Source organism: Streptomyces sp. URMC 126 (assembly GCF_051386555.1).
Lineage (GTDB): Bacteria > Actinomycetota > Actinomycetes > Streptomycetales > Streptomycetaceae > Streptomyces.
Window position 1 is genome coordinate 1 of the sequence record NZ_JBPQTX010000158.1, and the last position, 16,066, is coordinate 16,066.

Genomic DNA, 16,066 nt, shown 5'->3' on the forward strand with positions numbered 1-16,066 from the left:
GATCGTGGGGGTCATGGGGGGCGTGGGGGTGTCGGGCCGTACCCGCGTCGTCTTCATGCACACAGAGTTACATGCGAATACGGAGAGTAGGGATTTCGAGTCCTAAGTTAACCGGAACGGGTGACGGTGTGTGACGGCGTCGCAGGTTGAGCCCGACGGCCCGTCAGGCTCCGGACCGGTCGTCCCGCTCGTCGTCCCGCTCGCCCTCGGCCGCCAGGCCGTCGTACCCGCTGGTCCCCTCGTCCAGCAGCGGCTCCTGAACCTTGAGGTGGGCCGGGGCGAGGAAGCGCAGGGCGTGGTAGCCGGTGAGGACCACGATCGTGCCCAGCGCGATGCCGTTCAGCTCGAAGTTCTCGCTGATCTTGAGGCTGACGCCGCCGACACCGATGATCACGCCGGCCGCGATCGGCACCAGATTCAGGGGATTGCGCAGGTCCACCTTGTTGTGCACCCAGATCTGCGCGCCGAGCAGGCCGATCATGCCGTAGAGGATGACGGTGATGCCGCCCAGCACGCCTCCGGGGACGGCCGCGACGACCGCGCCGAACTTCGGACAGATGCCGAAGAGGAGCGCGAAGCAGGCCGCCGCCCAGTACGCGGCGGTCGAGTAGACCCGGGTCGCCGCCATGACGCCGATGTTCTCGGAGTAGGTGGTGTTGGCCGGTCCGCCGACCGCCGTGGACAGCATCGTCGCCGCGCCGTCGGCCGAGATCGCGGTGCCCAGCTGGTCGTCCACCGGGTCGCCGGTCATCTCGCCCACGGCCTTGACGTGCCCGGCGTTCTCCGCGATCAGGGCGATGACCACCGGCAGCGCCACCAGCGCCGCCGACCAGCCGAACGACGGGCCGTGCAGGGTGGGCAGCCCGATCCAGTCCGCCTTGCCGACGCCCGACAGGTCGAGCCGCCAGTGGTCGACGGCCTCGGGGCCGCCGTTGACGGAGTGGATCTTTCCGAAGATCCGGTCGAGGGCCCAGGAGAGGACGTAGCCGAAGAGCAGCCCCAGGAAGATCGCCACGCGCGACCAGAAGCCGCGCAGGCAGACCACGGCCAGCCCGGTGAAGAGCATGGTGAGCAGGGCCGTCCACTGGTCCTGCGGCCAGTAAGTGCTTGCCGTCACCGGGGCCAAGTTGAAGCCGATCAGCATCACCACCGCGCCGGTCACCACGGGCGGCATCGCCGCGTGGATGATCCGGGCGCCGAACCGGCGTACCGCCAGGCCGCTCAGGAACAGCGCCGCGCCGACCACGAAGATCGCGCCGGTGACGGCCGCGCTGTCGCCGCCCTGGGCGCGGATGACGGCCGCCACTCCCACGAACGAGAGGCTGCACCCCAGATAGCTGGGGATCCGGCCGCGTGTGGCGAGCAGGAAGATGATCGTGGCGACGCCCGACATCATGATCGCCAGGTTGGGGTCCAGGCCCATCAATACCGGACTGACGAATGACGCCCCGAACATCGCCACCACGTGCTGGGCGCCGAGGCCCGCGGTCCGCGGCCAGGAGAGCCGTTCGTCCGGCGCGACCACGGCCCCCGGGGCGGGGGTGCGCCCGTCACCGTGCAGGGTCCAGCGCACGCCGAGGCCCATGAATGCTCCCACTGTGGTTGTTCGAGGTGATCCGCACCATGTTAAGCGCGGGTCAGGAGTGGTCCGCCCGGAGAACATGGAGCGGCCGGGCGGGTGCCGGCGTCGGCGGGCGGGCTGCCGGGGGCTGCTGCGATCGGCGCAATTAACACCTCGTAAGGCTGTATGCCCGGGACGCGCCGCAGCTCCCCGGTCGGCGCGAGGTATGCGTGGGTTGTCCGATTTCCTGCCAAACCAGGAGACATACATGCGTAAGCTCGTCGGCCGCTCAGCGGCCGCCGCGGTCCTCGCCGCGGGCGTCATCGTTCCGGCCGCCGGGGTGGCCGTCGCCGCGCCGCAGTCCTCGTCCACGCCGAAGGTGGCGAGCTGGGACGACGACCACGGCCGGGACCACGGCCGGGACCGCGACCGCGACAAGGGCCGCGACAAGCACCGCGACCGCGACCGCCGCGACCGCGACCGGGACCGTGACCGCGACTGCGACCGGGGTCGTCACCACCGCGACCGTGACCGGGACTGCGACCGCGGCCGCCACCACGGCGGTTACGACCACCACAACAGCTGGGGCAACATCTACATCTCCGGCTGGAACAACTGGGGCAGCCACCACAAGGGCGGCTGGGACCGTGACTGCGACCGGGGTGGCTGGGGCCACAACGGCGGTTGGGGCCACGGCGGCGGCTGGGGTCACGACGGTGGCTGGGGCCACAAGGGCGGCTGGGACCGTGACTGCGACCGGGGTGGCTGGGGCCACGGCGGCTGGGGTCACGGCGGTGGCTGGGGCCACCACAGCGGCTGGGGCCACGGCGGCTGGGGCTGGCGCCACGGTGACGACTGCGACAACGGCTGGAAGCACCGCCGTCACGACCGTGACTGCGACAACGACGGCTGGGGCCACAAGGGCGGTCACGGCGGCAAGTACGTCCGCAACACCGTCAACATCCTCGGCATCAGCCTCTGAGGCCTCTGAGCCCAGGTTCACCCTCTGAGGTCCCCTTCCACCGCGGGCCGTGCGACCGGTAACCCCGGTCGTGCGGCCCGCAGAGGCGTTCCGCCCCTCGGCGGACGGCCGGTCAGCCGCTCTCCGTCGCGGCGGTCCGGGCCGCGCCGCCGGCCCCCGGCCGCAGCGCCCCCGCCGTCACCGCCAGCAGCGCCGCCAGCACCGTCACCAGTCCGAACGAGACCGTCAGCGAGGTGGCGTCGGCGAGCTGCCCGATGGCCGACGGGGCGACCAGACTGGACGTGTAGGTGATCGTCGCGACCCCCGCGATGGCCTGGCTCGGATGCGGCCCGCTGCGCGCCGCCGCCGCGAAGGCCAGCGGCACGACCACCGCGATGCCCAGCCCCACCAGCGCGAAGCCGGCGATCGCCGGTGCCGCCGCCGGCGCGCCGACCACCAGCGCCCCGCCGCAGCCCGCGAGCACCCCGCCGGCCCGTACCGTGCGTACCGGCCCGAACCGGCGCACCGCCGCGTCCCCGGCGAACCGGGCCGCCGCCATGGCGCACGAGAAGGCCGTGGTGCAGGCCGCCGCGAGACCCGCACCCGAACCGACGACGTCCCGCAGGTAGACCGCCGACCACTCCAGGCTCGCCCCCTCGGCGAACACCGCGCAGAACCCGACGGCCCCGATCACCAGGGCCGACCGCGGCGGCAGCGCGAACCTGGGCGGCGCGTGCTCCTCCGCCCGGGGGCGTACGTCCAGCACTTGGCCGCACACCACGGCGCCCAGCAGCGTCAGTACGCCGGCGGCCGCGCCGAGGTGCCACCGCGCGTCCGTGCCCGTGTGCGCCGCCACCGTGCCGGCCGCGGAGCCGGCGAGCGCCCCCGCGCTCCACATCCCGTGCAGCCCGGACATGATCGGGCGGCCCAGCCGCTCCTCCGTCTCCACCCCCAGCGCGTTCATGGCGACGTCCGCCGTCCCGGAGGCCGCGCCGTACACCGCGAGCGCCGCGCAGAGCGCCGGCAGACCGGGGGAGAGGGCGGGCAGGGCGAGGGAGGCGCACCACAAGGCCAGCAGTCCGCGCAGCGCGGCCCGGGTCCCGTAGCGGTGGGCGACCCGGCCCGCGAGGGGCATCGCCAGCGCCGCCCCGATCGCCGGGAAGGCCAGCGCCAGGCCCAACTCTCCCGCGTCCAGCCGGAGGTGGTCCCTGATCCAGGGGACGCGGGTGGCGAAGTTGCCGGTGACCGCGCCGTGCACGGCGAACGCGGCCGCGACGGCCAGCCGGGCCCGGGGGATCCGCGGATCCGCCGCCCCGCCCCGGAGATCCGCCTTCCGGTCCCCGGTGCCTTCCGTACGGTCGCCATCGTGGACCTCCATGGAGCGGACCCCCAAGTCCCGTCGCTGTTCACCGGCCCCCTCCGGCACGGTACGCGGGCCCGCGCGTGACCTGCCACACGCTCTGTCAAGTCCCGTGGACACCGCGCGGCGGCTCGGCGTACGCTCGGAGCGTCGGAGCCGGAGGTCTCTTCGGACCACCGCTCGGACACCCGTACCAGTAAAAGATCATTACGCAGCGCACTCCGGGGTCGGTGAAATTCCGAACCGGCGGTTACAGTCCGCGACCCGGCCGCAGCCAGCGGCCGGTTGACCAGGTGAAATTCCTGGACCGACGGTTAAAGTCCGGATGGGAGGCAGTGCGCGGCGGGCAGGCACCGGCAGCAGAGCCGTGGCCGTGCGGCCGTCGCTTCCAGCGAGCGTCCCGCACGGGGCACGCGGCGTTCCCGGCGCCGTCGTCCCCGCTTTCCGTCGTTCTCACGACAGCCCCGGAGTCCGTGCCCGAAGAGGCAGGAGGACCCCGGTGGCCACCGCGACCGAAGCAGACGCGATGCGACGCGCCATCGCGCTCGCCGCGCGCGCCCTCGGTTCCACGAGCCCCAACCCCGTCGTCGGCTGCGTCCTGCTCGACGCCGCCGGACGGGTCGCCGGCGAGGGCTGGCACCGCCGCGCCGGGGCCGCGCACGCCGAGGTGGAGGCGCTGCGCGCCGCCGCCGCGGCCGGCCGCGACGTCCGGGGCGGCACCGCCGTCGTCACCCTCGAACCCTGCAACCACACGGGACGCACCGGCCCCTGCGCCCAGGCGCTGATCGCCGCCGGTATCGCCCGCGTCGTCTACGCCGTCGCCGACCCCACCCCGGCGGCCACCGGCGGCGCGGCCACCCTCGCGGCGGCCGGCGTCGACACCGAGGGCGGCCTGCTCGCCGACGAGGCCGCGGCCGGCAACACCGCCTGGCTCACCGCCGTCCTGCGCGGCCGCCCCTTCGTGCTCTGGAAGTACGCCGCCACCCTGGACGGCCGCAGCGCCGCCGCCGACGGCACCAGCCGCTGGATCACCTCGGCCGGCTCCCGCGCCGACGTCCACCGGCTGCGCGCCGAGGCCGACGCCGTCGTCGTCGGCTCCGGCACCCTGCGCGCCGACGACCCGCACCTCGCCGTCCGCGGCCTCCCGGACGACCGCGCCGTCACCCAGCCGCTGCGCGTCGTCGTCGACACCCACGCCACCATCCGCCCCGGCGCCCGCGTCCTGGACGACGCCGCGCCCACCCTGATCGCCGTCGGCAAGGACGCCGACACCGGGCACCTGCCCGGAGTGGACGTCGCCCGGCTGCCCGCCGACGGCACCGGCGTCGACATCCCCGCCCTGCTCGCCGAGCTCTACGGCCGCGGCGTGCGCTCCGTCCTGCTGGAGGGCGGGCCCCGGCTCGCCGGCGCCTTCCTGGCCGCCGGCGCCGTGGACCGCGTCGTCGCCTACCTCGCCCCGGCCCTCCTCGGCGCCGGACCCGCCGCCCTCGGGGACGCCGGCATCGGCACCATCGACCGGGCCCTGCGCCTGGACGTGACCGACGTCGTCCGCATCGGCCCCGACCTTCGGATCACCGCCGCCCCCCTCGCCACCGCCCCAGAGGAGAACTGACCAGTGTTCACCGGAATCGTCGAAGAACTGGGCGAGGTCGTCGCCGTGGAACGCCAGGGCGACTCGGCCCGGTTCCGGCTGCGCGGCCCGCTCGTCACCGAGGACGCCGGGCACGGCGACTCGATCGCGGTCAACGGCGTCTGCCTGACCGTCGTCACCACCGCGGACGGCGAGTTCACCGCCGACGTCATGGCCGAGACCCTCGACCGCTCCAGCCTGGGCGCCCTCGACGCCGGCGCGCGCGTCAACCTCGAACGCCCGATGAAGCTCGGCGGACGGCTCGGCGGCCACCTGGTCCAGGGGCACGTGGACGGCACCGGGACGATCACCGAGCGGACGCCCGGCGAGCACTGGGAGACCGTACGGATCTCGCTCCCCGCCCACCTCGCCCGGTACGTCGTCGACAAGGGATCGATCACCGTGGACGGCGTCAGCCTGACCGTGGTCGAGGCCGGTGACGACTGGTTCACCGTCAGCCTCATCCCCACCACGCTGGAGATGACCACCCTCGGCATCAAGAAGACCGGCGACCCGGTCAACCTGGAGGTCGACGTGCTCGCCAAGTACACCGAGCGGTTGCTCGGTGACCGGATCAACGCGGGGGGACGGGCATGAGCGCGGTCTCCTGGCTCGGCGACGAGGCGTTCGCCGCCTTCGGCCAGCACGTCATCTGGTCCGACCTGATCGGCAACACGGCCGGGCTGATCGCCCTGGCCCTCGGCTGGAAGCGGTCCATATGGACCTGGCCCGTCCAGTTCCTCGCCGGGCTGATCCTCGTCACCGCCTACGCCACCGCCCACCTCGGCGGCGGCGTCGGCAAGCAGCTCCTCGTCATCGGCGTCTCGGTGTGGGGCTGGCGGCAGTGGCACCTCGGACGGCGCGAGACCCAGGACGGCCTCGCCGTGCGCTTCGCGACCTGGCGCGAGCGGGCCGTGCTGCTCGGCGGGACGGCCCTGGGCACGCTCGCCGTCGGCGGCCTGTTCACCGCCGTACCCGAGCTGTCCTGGAACCCCTGGCCGGACGCGTACATCTTCGTCGGCACGCTCGCCGCGATGGTCGCCCAGGCCCGCGGGCTCGTCGAATTCTGGTTCGCCTGGCTGCTGGTGGACTTCGTCGGCGTGCCCCTCGCGTTCTCCAGCGGACTGGCCTTCGCCGGCGTCGTCTACGTCGTCTACCTCGGCCTCGTCCTGTGGGGCCTGCGCGACTGGTGGCAGCGGTCCCGCGCCGCCGCCCGCCGCGCCCCGGCCGCCGAGCCGGCCCTCACCCGGGCCGCCTGACCGGCCGAAGCCCCCCACAGCCCGCCCACGACCCCCACGGAGTGACCCATGACCGCCCCGCACAGCCGGTCCGCCCACGAGCCGGCCGGCCTCGACCCGGTCGAGCGCGCCATCGCCGACATCGCGGCCGGCCGGCCCGTCGTGGTGGTGGACGACGAGAGCCGGGAGAACGAGGGCGACCTCGTCGTCGCCGCCGAACTCGCCACCGCCGAGTCCGTCGCCTTCATGATGGCCGAGTGCCGCGGCCTGATCTGCGTGCCGATGGAGGCCGAGGACGTCGACCGGCTCGACCTCCCGCAGATGGTCGAGAAGAACACCGAGACCATGCGCACCGCCTTCACCGTCAGCGTCGACGCGAGCGCCGCGCACGGCGTCGGCACCGGCATCTCGGCCGCCGACCGGGCCACCACCATCCGCCTGCTGGCCTCCCCCGACAGCCGCCCCGACGACTTCGTCCGCCCCGGCCACGTCTTCCCGCTGCGCGCCCGGCCCGGCGGCGTCCTGGTCCGCCCCGGCCACACCGAGGCCGGCTGCGACCTGGCCCGGCTGGCCGGACTGCGGCCCGCCGCCGCCATCGTGGAGATCGCCGGCGAGGACGGCCGGATGCTGCGGCTGCCCGAACTGATCCCGTTCGCCCGCAAGCACGGCCTGTCGATCATCTCCATCGAGGACCTGATCGCCTACCTGAAGTCCGCCGAACCCACCGTCAAGCGGGAGGCCGCCACCCGGCTGCCCACCGCCTTCGGCGAGTTCCGGGCGTACGGCTACCGCTCCGTCCGCGACGGCGTCGAGCACATCGCCCTCGTCTCCGGTGACCTCGGCGACGGCGAGGACGTCCTCGTCCGGGTCCACTCCGAGTGCCTCACCGGCGACGTCTTCGGCTCCCTGCGCTGCGACTGCGGCCCCCAGCTGGAAGCCTCGCTGGAGCGGATCGCCACCGAGGGCCGCGGCGTCGTCGTCTACCTGCGCGGCCACGAGGGCCGCGGCATCGGCCTGCTGTCCAAGCTGCGGGCCTACGAGCTCCAGGAGGCCGGCCACGACACGCTGGACGCCAACCTGGAACTCGGCCTCCCCGCCGACGCCCGCGACTACGCGGCCGGCGCCCGGATGCTCACCGACCTCGGGGTGCGGTCGGTCCGGCTGATGACCAACAACCCCGACAAGACCATCGCCCTCGAACAACACGGCATCAAGATCTCCGGCCGGGAGCCGATGCCGGTGGCGGCGGGCGAGCACAATCTCCGGTACCTGCGCACCAAGCGGGACCGCATGGGACACGACCTGCCCTGGCTGGACGAGCACCAGGTCTCCCCCTGCGACAACCAGTAGTCACGGAATGAACCCCCATCGGAACAGCGACCCATCGAGGAGCGACGTGAGCGGCAAGGGTGCCCCCCAGCTGAGTGTGAAGAACTGCCGAGACCTGCGGGTGGCCGTGATCGCCGCCCAGTGGCACGAGAAGGTCATGGACGGCCTGGTCGACGGCGCCCTGCGCGCCCTGCACGACCTCGGCATCGACGAGCCGACGCTGCTCCGCGTCCCCGGGAGCTGGGAGCTGCCCGTCGCCGCCAAGGTGCTCGCCGGCCGCGGCTACGACGCGATCGTCGCCCTCGGCGTCGTCATCCGGGGCGGCACGCCCCACTTCGACTACGTGTGCCAGGGCGTCACCCAGGGCCTCACCCAGGTCTCCACCGACACCGGCGTCCCCGTCGGCTTCGGCGTCCTCACCTGTGACACCGACGAACAGGCCCTGGACCGCGCCGGGCTGGAGGGCTCGACCGAGGACAAGGGCCACGAGGCGGTCACCGCGGCCGTCGCCACGGCCGTCACCCTCCGCTCGGTGTCCGAGCCCTGGCACTGACACCCGGGGCGGACCCCGTAGGGTAGGGACCACCATGGACAGGAAGACGTTCGAGGAGCTCTTCGCCGAGCTCCAGCAGAAGGCCGCCGGCGACCCCGCCACCTCCCGCACCGCGGAACTGGTGGGCAAGGGCGTCCATGCCATCGGCAAGAAGGTCGTCGAAGAGGCGGCCGAGGTGTGGATGGCCGCCGAGTACGAGGGCGCCGAGGCGACCGCCGAGGAGATCTCCCAGCTCCTCTACCACCTCCAGGTGATGATGGTCGCCCGCGGCATCTCGCTCGACGACGTGTACGCCCACCTCTGATCCGTACTCCGCTTTCCCTCCCATCCCCCTGCACTAAGGAACCGCCCTCATGCTGCGCATCGCCGTCCCCAACAAGGGTTCTCTCTCCGAGCCTGCGTCGGAGATGCTCCATGAGGCCGGTTACCGGCAGCGCAAGGACCGCAGGGAACTCGTCCTCGTCGACGCCGCCAACGAGGTCGAGTTCTTCTTCCTCCGCCCCCGCGACATCGCCGTCTACGTCGGCTCCGGCAAGCTCGACATCGGCATCACCGGCCGCGACCTGCTGCTGGACTCCGGCTCCCGGGCCGAGGAGATCATGCAGCTCGGCTTCGCCGGCTCGACGTTCCGCTACGCCACCCGCCCGGGCACGGCCAAGGACGTCTCCGAGTTCGGCGGCATGACCATCGCCACCTCCTTCGCCGGCCTGGTCACCAAGCACCTCGCCGACCACGGCGTCGACGCCGACGTCGTCCACCTGGACGGCGCCGTCGAGACCGCCATCCAGCTGGGCGTCGCCCAGGTCATCGCCGACGTCGTCGAGACCGGCACCACCCTGCGCAACGCCGGGCTGGAGATCATCGGCGAGCCGATCCTGGAGTCCGAGGCCGTCGTCATCCGCCGCGCGGGCGCCCCCGCCGACGACCCCAAGGTGCAGCAGTTCCTCCGCCGGATGCAGGGCGTCCTCGTCGCCCGGCGCTACGTGATGATGGACTACGACATCCGCGTCGAGCACGTCGAGCGCGCCGTCGCGCTCACCCCCGGCCTGGAGTCGCCCACCGTCTCGCCGCTGCACCACGAGGGCTGGGTCGCCGTCCGCTCGATGGTCCCGGCCAAGGACGCGCAGCGCGTCATGGACGAGCTGTACGACCTCGGCGCGCGCGCCATCCTCACCACCGGCATCCACGCCTGCCGCCTCTGACCCCGGCGGCCCCCGCGCACCGCCGCCCTCCGAAGGAACGCACGTGACCAGCTCAGCAGTGCCCGGAACCCCCGGGACCTCCGGGAACTCCGGAACCGTTCTCCCGGCCGTCTTCCGCCCGACCCTCACCCGGGTGGTGCTGCTGGGCGTCGGCGGCGCGCTCGTCGTCGTCATGACGGTGATGTCGTTCCTGCTGGAGTCGTTCACCGCGGGGGACCGGGCCACCTTCATCGGCACCGGGCTGCTGGGCCTGGGCGTCCTCGCCCTGCTCGCCCGTCCCAAGGTGGTCGCCACGCCCGAGGGCGTCACCGTGGTGAACCTCACCACCGTCCGGCGGCTGGCCTGGGCCGAGATCGTCCGGGTCAACCTCCGGCCCGGCGACTCCTGGGTCCACCTCGACCTCGCCGACGGAACGGCGCTGCCCGCCATGGGCATTCAGCCCGGTATGGCCAGGGAGCGGGCCATCGCCCAGGCGCGCGCCCTGAACGCGCTCGTCGCCGAGCACGGCACCGGCCGCTCCACGACCTGAGACCGGTCGGACACCCCCGTCCCCGGTTCCTTGATTACTCTGGTGTCACGGGCACCCACCTGCCCCGTCCCGCACAGCCGGCCGCTCCCGAGCGGCCCGCGGGACACCTGCGAACCGAGGAGTGATCCCCTCCGGGATGGACGGACCGTCCTGTAGTACCCGCGCCGCCCTCCATGGTGAGGCGGCGCCATGAGTATCACCGTCTCGCTGCTGCTCCTGGCGGCGGCCCTGCTCCTGATCCTCGCGAACGGCTTCTTCGTCGCCGCCGAGTTCGGCCTCGTGACCGTCGAGAAGCCGGAGGCCGAGCGGGCCGCGGCGGGCGGCGACCACCGGGCCCGCACCGTCGTCGAGGCCCTGCGCGAACTCTCCTTCCAGCTCTCCGGCACCCAACTGGGCATCACCATCACCTCCTTGGTGGTCGGCATGCTCGCCGAGCCCGCCCTCGGGCGGCTGCTCACCGGCGTCTTCCAGGCGGCCGGGCTGCCCGCCGGCGTCGCGCCCGGCGCGGCGGTGGTGACCGGCATGCTGGTGGCCGCCGCCGTGCAGATGGTCCTCGGCGAGCTGGTGCCCAAGAACTGGGCGGTCTCCCGGCCGCTCCAGGTCGCCCGCTTCGTGGCCCGCCCGCAGAGCGCCTTCTCCCACTTCTTCCGGCCCGTGATCACGCTGCTGAACACGGTCGCCAACCGGATGGTGCGGGCGCTGGGCGTGGAGCCGGCCGAGGAGCTGGCCTCCGCCCGTACGCCCGGCGAGCTCGTCTCGCTCGCCCGGCACTCGGCCCGGGCCGGCGCCCTGGAGCAGGACACCGCCGACCTCTTCGTGCGGACCCTCTCCCTGGGCGAGCTCACGGCCCAGCACGTGATGACGCCGCGCGTGAAGGTCAGCGCCCTCCAGGCGGGCGCCACCGCCGAGGACGTCCTCAACCTCACCCGGGCCACCGGGCTGTCCCGCTTCCCCGTCTACCGGGAGCGGATGGACGAGGTCGTCGGCGTCGTCCACCTCAAGGACGCGCTCGCCGTTCCCGCCGAGGAGCGGCTGCGCACCCCGGTCACCCGGATCGCCGTCGCGCCGCTGCTCGTCCCGCAGAGCCTGCCGGTGCAGCCGCTGCTGGAACGGCTGCGCAGCGAGCAGCCGATGGCCGTCGTCGTCGACGAGTACGGCGGCACGGCCGGTGTGGTCACCCTGGAGGACATCGTCGAGGAGCTCGTCGGCGAGGTCCGCGACGAGCACGACCACGCCGACGCCGCCCGGCCCGACCTGGCCCCCGTCCCCTGCGAGGACGGGCGCCCGGTGTGGGACGCGGAGGGCAGCTGCCGCGTCGACGCCCTGCTCCGCATCGGCCTCGACGTGCCCGAAGGTCCGTACGAGACCGTCGCCGGATTCGTCGCCGACCTGCTCGGCCGCATCCCCGTTCCCGGGGACACGGCGGAACTGCCCGACGGCTGGCGGCTTTCGGTGCGGCGGGTGGGCCACCACCGGGCGGAGCGGGTGCGGTTCGTCCGGGCCGCGATGGTGAAGACGAGTGTGGGGGACCCCCGATGAGCGTGCTGCAACTTCTCTTCGCCCTGGTGCTGGTGCTCGCCAACGGGTTCTTCGTGGGGGCCGAGTTCGCCCTCGTCTCGGTGCGCCGCAGCCAGATCGAACCGCGGGCGGCGGAAGGGTCCAAGCAGGCCAGGACGGTCCTGACCGGGCTGGAGAATCTGCCGCAGATGATGGCGGCGGCCCAGTTCGGCATCACCGTCTGCTCGCTGACCCTCGGCGCGGTCGCCGAGCCGACGGTGGCGCGGCTGCTGGAGCCGGTCTTTCACGCGGTGGGCCTGCCCGGTGGGCTGATCCATCCGCTGGGATACGTCATCGCGCTGGCTCTGGTCGTCTTCCTGCATCTCGTCATCGGCGAGATGGTGCCGAAGAACCTCGCCATGTCCGCCCCCGACCGGGCGGCCCTCTGGCTGGGCCCCGGCCTCGTCGCCTTCGCCCGGCTCTGCCGGCCGGTGACGCGGCTGCTCGGCGCTTGCGCGCACGGGGTGCTGCGGCTGTTCCGCGTCGAGCCGAAGGACGAGGTCGAGGCGGTCTTCACCAGTGAGCAGCTGACTCATCTGGTGGAGGACTCGCGGCAGGCCGGACTGCTGGATTCCGTCGAGCAGGAGCGGCTGGAGGACGCCCTGGAGCTGGGCAGCCGGCCGGTGACCGATGTGTTGCTCGATCCGGCCGGGCTGGTGACCGTCGCCCCTTCGGCCACCCCGCGGGAGATCGAGGGGCTGACCGTGCGCACCGGGTACTCCCGTTTCCCGGTGCGGGCGCCCGGTGGCGCCTTCATGGGGTACATCCATGTGAAGGACGTCCTGGACCTGGAGGAGCGGGACCGTCCCGTGCCGCAGCACGTGTGGCGGCGGGTCGAGACGCTGCGGGCCGAGCTGCCGCTCGACGACGCTTTGACGGTGATGCGGCGGGCTGCTGCTCATTTGGCGGCTGTGGCGGATGCTTCGGGGAAGGTGCTGGGGTTGGTGGCGTTGGAGGATGTGTTGGAGATGTTGGTGGGGGAGGTGCGGGATCCTGCGCATCGGGTGCGGGGGCCGGTGACTCTGGCCGCGGCGCGGGTGCCTTTGGAGCGGGAGGTTGTGACGGGGTAGGGGTGCCCCGGTCCCGCCCCTTCGCCGATTCCTGGGGGCGAGCCCCCAGACCCCCGAAACCGCGCTCCGCGCGGTTGTCCTCAAACGCCGGACGGGCTGGATGGTCAGCCCGTCCGGCGTTTACCTCTCCGGGCCCCGGCCTGAGAGGACTTCGCCGTATGCCTGCATCAGGTCGGGCAGGCGCAAGGTCGCCAGATCGTCCCGCGTGAGCGGCGCCGCGTAGCCGGAGAGTCGTAGGTCGCGGTACGCGCAGCTCTTCTCGTACAGGGTGCGGAGGAAGCGGCCGTTGCCCAGTTCGTCGATCCAGCCCTGGGAGACGACGTGGGCGCTGATGGAGCGCAGTTCCTCCAGGGCCTCCTCGTCCCAGGCGTCGCCGTTCTCGCCGGCGAGGACCTCGCCGATGGCGGTGAGTTCGGCCGGGCGGTAGCTCGGAAAGTCGACGCGGGTGGTGAAGCGGGAGCTCAGGCCGGGGTTGGCGGCGAGGAGGCGGTCCATGCCCTCGGGGTAGCCGGCCAGGATGACGACGAGGCGGTCGCGGTTGTCCTCGGCGCGTTTGAGGAGGACCTGGAGGGCCTCGTCCCCGTAGGCGTCGCCCTTGCTGTAGCCGGAGTTGGAGAGGCTGTAGGCCTCGTCGACGAAGAGGACGCCGCCGAGCGCGGAGTCGATCAGCTCGTTGGCCTTGACCGCCGTCTGGCCGAGGAACTCGCCGACCAGGTCGGCCCGCTGGGCTTCCACCAGATGGTCGCCGCCGAGCAGCCCGAGGGCGTAGAAGACCCGGCCGAGGATCCGGGCCACCGTGGTCTTGCCGGTGCCGGAGGGGCCGGAGAAGACGAAGTGGCGTTTGGGGGGCTGTACGGGCAGGCCCTGGCCGGCCCGGAGGCGGGCCATGTGCAGCTGTGCCGACAACGCTCTGACCTGCCGCTTGACCGGCTCCAGGCCCACCATGCGCTCCAGTTCGGCGAGCGCCTTGGCGAGCAGGACGGGGTCGGAGGGGCCGGGTACGGGCGGGGCGGAGGGCTGTGCGGGGACGCGGGCCTTCTCCCGTACGCCGCCGGTGGGGGCGGGCGCCGGGCTTCCGGGCGCCGGGACCGTACCGGTGAGGACGTCGCCGGCCCGCGCCTCCGGGTCCCCTGCGGTGTCCGTGGCCTCCGGCGGGTCCTGTCCCGGGCCGCCGAAGGGGAGCGGCGGCGAGAGGTCCGTGTGTTCGTCGAGGCCGTCGCCGGCCGAGATGGCGGTCAGGCGGGCCGAGGTGTCCATGAACGTCGGGTCCACCCGGTGCACGGCGCGGTACAGGGGGAGCGCCGCCGCGCTGCGCCCGGTGCCCTCGTGGGCGCGGGCCAGCCAGTAGCGGAGCTCCTTGCGCTGCGGCTGTTCGCTGCGGCAGCGCATCAGGGCGGTGGAGAGCAGGGGTTCCGCCTGGCCGTACATCTCCAGGCGCACCCGGGCCATGCCGCCGAACAGACCGGCCTCGATGCCGAGCAGCGGGTCGTCGAGTAAGGGTTCGGTGTGGCGGACGAGCTGTTCCCAGTCCTTGACGAGGTAGGCGCGGCAGGCGTGCAGGAAGCGGACCTGCGGGTCGGTGTCGATCGGCGGGCACTCGGCGAGCGCCCGGTCCAGCTCGGGGACGTGCCGGCCGTCCAGCCAGTGGGAGGCGTGGGCGAGCAGCAGGTCGCGGCCGGTCTCCAGGACCGGCTGGACCCACCAGCCCAGCCAGTACCAGGAGTTCAGCGGGCGGCGGTGGCGGGCGCGCTGCTGGCCGAACCGGTCGCGGTGGCGGTACATGCGCAGCAGCGCGGTGGAGGTCTCGGCCCGCAGGGCGTGCAGGCCCAGCCAGGCGTCCGCCATCCCGGGGTCGATGCGCACCGCCGTCCGGAACTCCTCCTCCGCCTGGGGGTAGGCGCCCATCGTGCAGGCGTCGACACCGCGCAGCCAGGCGAGATCTGCCGGGGCGGGCGGGCCCTGTGTGCCGAAGTCCATCGCATCCCCCACAAACCCTGCCCCCGTGCCGCGCCGCCGGGCGGGTGCCCGGCCGCGTCGTTCGAACCATTGTTCTGTGGGCGGGAGTTGACCAGTGTTGCCGGCGCCCGCCGACGACGGGTGCGCCGTTTGGCATCGTACCTGCGCGATCGGCGTCGTCCGTAGGGTGCGGGGGCTTCCTTCGCGGTCGCCGGGGGTGGTTTCCGGGGCGTCCGCGGGGCGCCCTGCCGGCTCGTCACCGTGGGTAGTTTTCTCTCACCCGGGCGGTGGGACAAAAGGGGCGTAAGGGTGTCTCGCGGGGAGTACGAAGCCCCCGGTCACGGGGGAACAACCGGGGGCTTCGCGTCCGTCGGCGAGCCTTTTCGGGTCGCCTCTTCAGAACGTAAGTCCTGTAAGGGCCCGGGGTCAAGCCGAGTTGGGGCGCTCTGTGGGTGGCTGTCGCGCGGAGGCGCCGGGTCCTCGGACGGGTCGGCTACGCAGCGTAGGGGTGGACGGGGTTCAGTCGGTCCCGTGAGGTCCCGGCAGCACCTCGTACCCCAGGGGGCTCTGCCGCACCAGGAGTTCGGCATAGGGGCGCGTGGGGTCCGTCGCGAAATGCGCGCGCTCCGCCCGCATCCATCCGGCCCAGAATTCCGCCTGCTCCTCCCCGTCGCGGAGTTGACCCCTGCCCCAGGAGTCACTGCGGCCCAGGTCCATCCACAGCAGGCACGCGAGATGGGGGCGCAGGGCGCGGCGGCCCGCGCCCACCCCTTCCAGCAGGACCACCGGCGCGGCGGGCAGGACGAGTTCGGGGCCGGCGAAGCGGCGCGCCGTCCAGTCGTAGGCGCGGTAGCGGGCGGTCTCGCCGTGGGCGAGCGGGGTCAGAATCCCGGTCCTGAGCCGGTCCGTCCACTCGAACAGTTCGTCGTGGGTCGCGAGGTCGTCCAGATGCAGGACGGGCGTCCCGCCGCCCAGGGCCTCGGCGAGCCGTGCCGTGAACGTGCTCTTCCCCGAGCCCGCGTGGCCGTCGACCGCGACCAGCCGGACCGGGCCGAGGGACGGCGGCAGGGCCCGGAGCCGGCGGGCCAGGGCGGCGAGGGGGTCGGGAGGGGAGGTGGCG

At 73.3% G+C, this 16,066-nt stretch carries 15 protein-coding genes and 1 riboswitch; of the genes, 11 read left to right on the forward strand and 4 right to left on the reverse strand.

The features are described from left to right. Positions 1–163: 163 nt before the first annotated feature. Complete coding sequence (locus tag ACSNOK_RS19600; protein ID WP_436782015.1) at positions 164–1,585, reverse strand: uracil-xanthine permease family protein; 1,422 nt, start codon at positions 1,583–1,585, stop codon at positions 164–166. A 244-nt stretch (positions 1,586–1,829) separates the two neighbouring features. Here ACSNOK_RS19600 and ACSNOK_RS19605 point away from each other — a divergent pair, with 244 nt between their 5' ends. After that, positions 1,830–2,543 carry a hypothetical protein gene (locus ACSNOK_RS19605; RefSeq protein WP_436782016.1) on the forward strand — a complete coding sequence of 238 codons (714 nt, stop codon included), beginning with the start codon at positions 1,830–1,832 and terminating at the stop codon, positions 2,541–2,543. A gap of 112 nt (positions 2,544–2,655) precedes the next feature. Here the strand turns inward: ACSNOK_RS19605 and ACSNOK_RS19610 are convergent, their stop codons facing one another. Further along, on the reverse strand, positions 2,656–3,900 hold the full coding sequence (locus ACSNOK_RS19610; protein WP_436782017.1) for an MFS transporter: 1,245 nt from the start codon (positions 3,898–3,900) through the stop codon (positions 2,656–2,658). A 194-nt stretch (positions 3,901–4,094) separates the two neighbouring features. Then, a riboswitch (FMN riboswitch) is annotated at positions 4,095–4,225 on the forward strand. Positions 4,226–4,381: 156 nt separating this feature from the next. Here ACSNOK_RS19610 and ribD point away from each other — a divergent pair. The 10 genes from ribD to ACSNOK_RS19660 all read left to right on the forward strand — a co-directional run bounded on the left by ribD (position 4,382) and on the right by ACSNOK_RS19660 (position 12,990). Next, the gene (gene ribD / locus ACSNOK_RS19615; RefSeq protein ID WP_436782018.1) at positions 4,382–5,494 is read left to right on the forward strand and encodes a bifunctional diaminohydroxyphosphoribosylaminopyrimidine deaminase/5-amino-6-(5-phosphoribosylamino)uracil reductase RibD; all 1,113 of its coding nucleotides are present in this window, start codon (positions 4,382–4,384) and stop codon (positions 5,492–5,494) included. Between the two features lie 3 nt (positions 5,495–5,497). After that, positions 5,498–6,109 (forward strand): riboflavin synthase, encoded by a 612-nt coding sequence (locus ACSNOK_RS19620; protein ID WP_436782019.1) that lies wholly within the window; start codon positions 5,498–5,500, stop codon positions 6,107–6,109. After that, positions 6,106–6,771: a nicotinamide mononucleotide transporter family protein gene (locus ACSNOK_RS19625; RefSeq protein ID WP_436782020.1), complete on the forward strand. Its 666-nt coding sequence runs from the start codon at positions 6,106–6,108 to the stop codon at positions 6,769–6,771. Before ACSNOK_RS19620 ends, ACSNOK_RS19625 begins: the two co-directional genes overlap by 4 nt. A gap of 48 nt (positions 6,772–6,819) precedes the next feature. Continuing rightward, positions 6,820–8,100 carry a bifunctional 3,4-dihydroxy-2-butanone-4-phosphate synthase/GTP cyclohydrolase II gene (locus ACSNOK_RS19630; RefSeq protein ID WP_436782021.1) on the forward strand — a complete coding sequence of 427 codons (1,281 nt, stop codon included), beginning with the start codon at positions 6,820–6,822 and terminating at the stop codon, positions 8,098–8,100. 46 nt (positions 8,101–8,146) lie between these two features. Continuing rightward, on the forward strand, positions 8,147–8,632 hold the full coding sequence (ribH, locus tag ACSNOK_RS19635) for a 6,7-dimethyl-8-ribityllumazine synthase (RefSeq protein ID WP_223766754.1): 486 nt from the start codon (positions 8,147–8,149) through the stop codon (positions 8,630–8,632). Between the two features lie 34 nt (positions 8,633–8,666). Then, positions 8,667–8,936: a phosphoribosyl-ATP diphosphatase gene (locus tag ACSNOK_RS19640; protein ID WP_004952249.1), complete on the forward strand. Its 270-nt coding sequence runs from the start codon at positions 8,667–8,669 to the stop codon at positions 8,934–8,936. Positions 8,937–8,985: 49 nt separating this feature from the next. After that, positions 8,986–9,834 (forward strand): ATP phosphoribosyltransferase, encoded by an 849-nt coding sequence (gene hisG, locus ACSNOK_RS19645; protein ID WP_223766755.1) that lies wholly within the window; start codon positions 8,986–8,988, stop codon positions 9,832–9,834. Between the two features lie 43 nt (positions 9,835–9,877). Further along, positions 9,878–10,363, forward strand: coding sequence for a PH domain-containing protein (locus ACSNOK_RS19650; protein WP_436782022.1), 486 nt, complete (start codon positions 9,878–9,880; stop codon positions 10,361–10,363). Between the two features lie 195 nt (positions 10,364–10,558). Next, positions 10,559–11,902, forward strand: a complete 1,344-nt coding sequence (locus ACSNOK_RS19655) for a hemolysin family protein (protein WP_436782025.1) — start codon at positions 10,559–10,561, stop codon at positions 11,900–11,902. Continuing rightward, the gene (locus ACSNOK_RS19660) at positions 11,899–12,990 is read left to right on the forward strand and encodes a hemolysin family protein (RefSeq protein WP_436782023.1); all 1,092 of its coding nucleotides are present in this window, start codon (positions 11,899–11,901) and stop codon (positions 12,988–12,990) included. Before ACSNOK_RS19655 ends, ACSNOK_RS19660 begins: the two co-directional genes overlap by 4 nt. 120 nt (positions 12,991–13,110) lie before the next feature. Here the strand turns inward: ACSNOK_RS19660 and ACSNOK_RS19665 are convergent, their stop codons facing one another. Together ACSNOK_RS19665 and ACSNOK_RS19670 are read right to left on the reverse strand one after the other, a co-directional pair. Next, a complete protein-coding gene (locus ACSNOK_RS19665) occupies positions 13,111–14,967 on the reverse strand; it encodes an AAA family ATPase (RefSeq protein WP_436782024.1) in 1,857 nt (618 codons plus the stop codon). Between the two features lie 498 nt (positions 14,968–15,465). Further along, positions 15,466–16,035 (reverse strand): uridine kinase family protein, encoded by a 570-nt coding sequence (locus tag ACSNOK_RS19670; protein ID WP_436782026.1) that lies wholly within the window; start codon positions 16,033–16,035, stop codon positions 15,466–15,468. Between the last annotated feature and the right edge of the window lie 31 nt (positions 16,036–16,066).

Excerpts from the sequence above, each read along its gene's own strand:
- ACSNOK_RS19600 (WP_436782015.1), bottom strand. The coding sequence starts at position 1,585 with ATGGGCCTCGGCGTGCGCTGGACCCTGCACGGTGACGGGCGCACCCCC.
- ACSNOK_RS19660 (WP_436782023.1), top strand. The coding sequence starts at position 11,899 with ATGAGCGTGCTGCAACTTCTCTTCGCCCTGGTGCTGGTGCTCGCCAAC.
- hisG (WP_223766755.1), top strand. The coding sequence starts at position 8,986 with ATGCTGCGCATCGCCGTCCCCAACAAGGGTTCTCTCTCCGAGCCTGCG.
- ACSNOK_RS19625 (WP_436782020.1), top strand. The coding sequence starts at position 6,106 with ATGAGCGCGGTCTCCTGGCTCGGCGACGAGGCGTTCGCCGCCTTCGGC.
- ACSNOK_RS19640 (WP_004952249.1), top strand. The coding sequence starts at position 8,667 with ATGGACAGGAAGACGTTCGAGGAGCTCTTCGCCGAGCTCCAGCAGAAG.
- ACSNOK_RS19605 (WP_436782016.1), top strand. The coding sequence starts at position 1,830 with ATGCGTAAGCTCGTCGGCCGCTCAGCGGCCGCCGCGGTCCTCGCCGCG.
- ACSNOK_RS19610 (WP_436782017.1), bottom strand. The coding sequence starts at position 3,900 with ATGGAGGTCCACGATGGCGACCGTACGGAAGGCACCGGGGACCGGAAG.
- ACSNOK_RS19665 (WP_436782024.1), bottom strand. The coding sequence starts at position 14,967 with ATGGACTTCGGCACACAGGGCCCGCCCGCCCCGGCAGATCTCGCCTGG.
- ACSNOK_RS19630 (WP_436782021.1), top strand. The coding sequence starts at position 6,820 with ATGACCGCCCCGCACAGCCGGTCCGCCCACGAGCCGGCCGGCCTCGAC.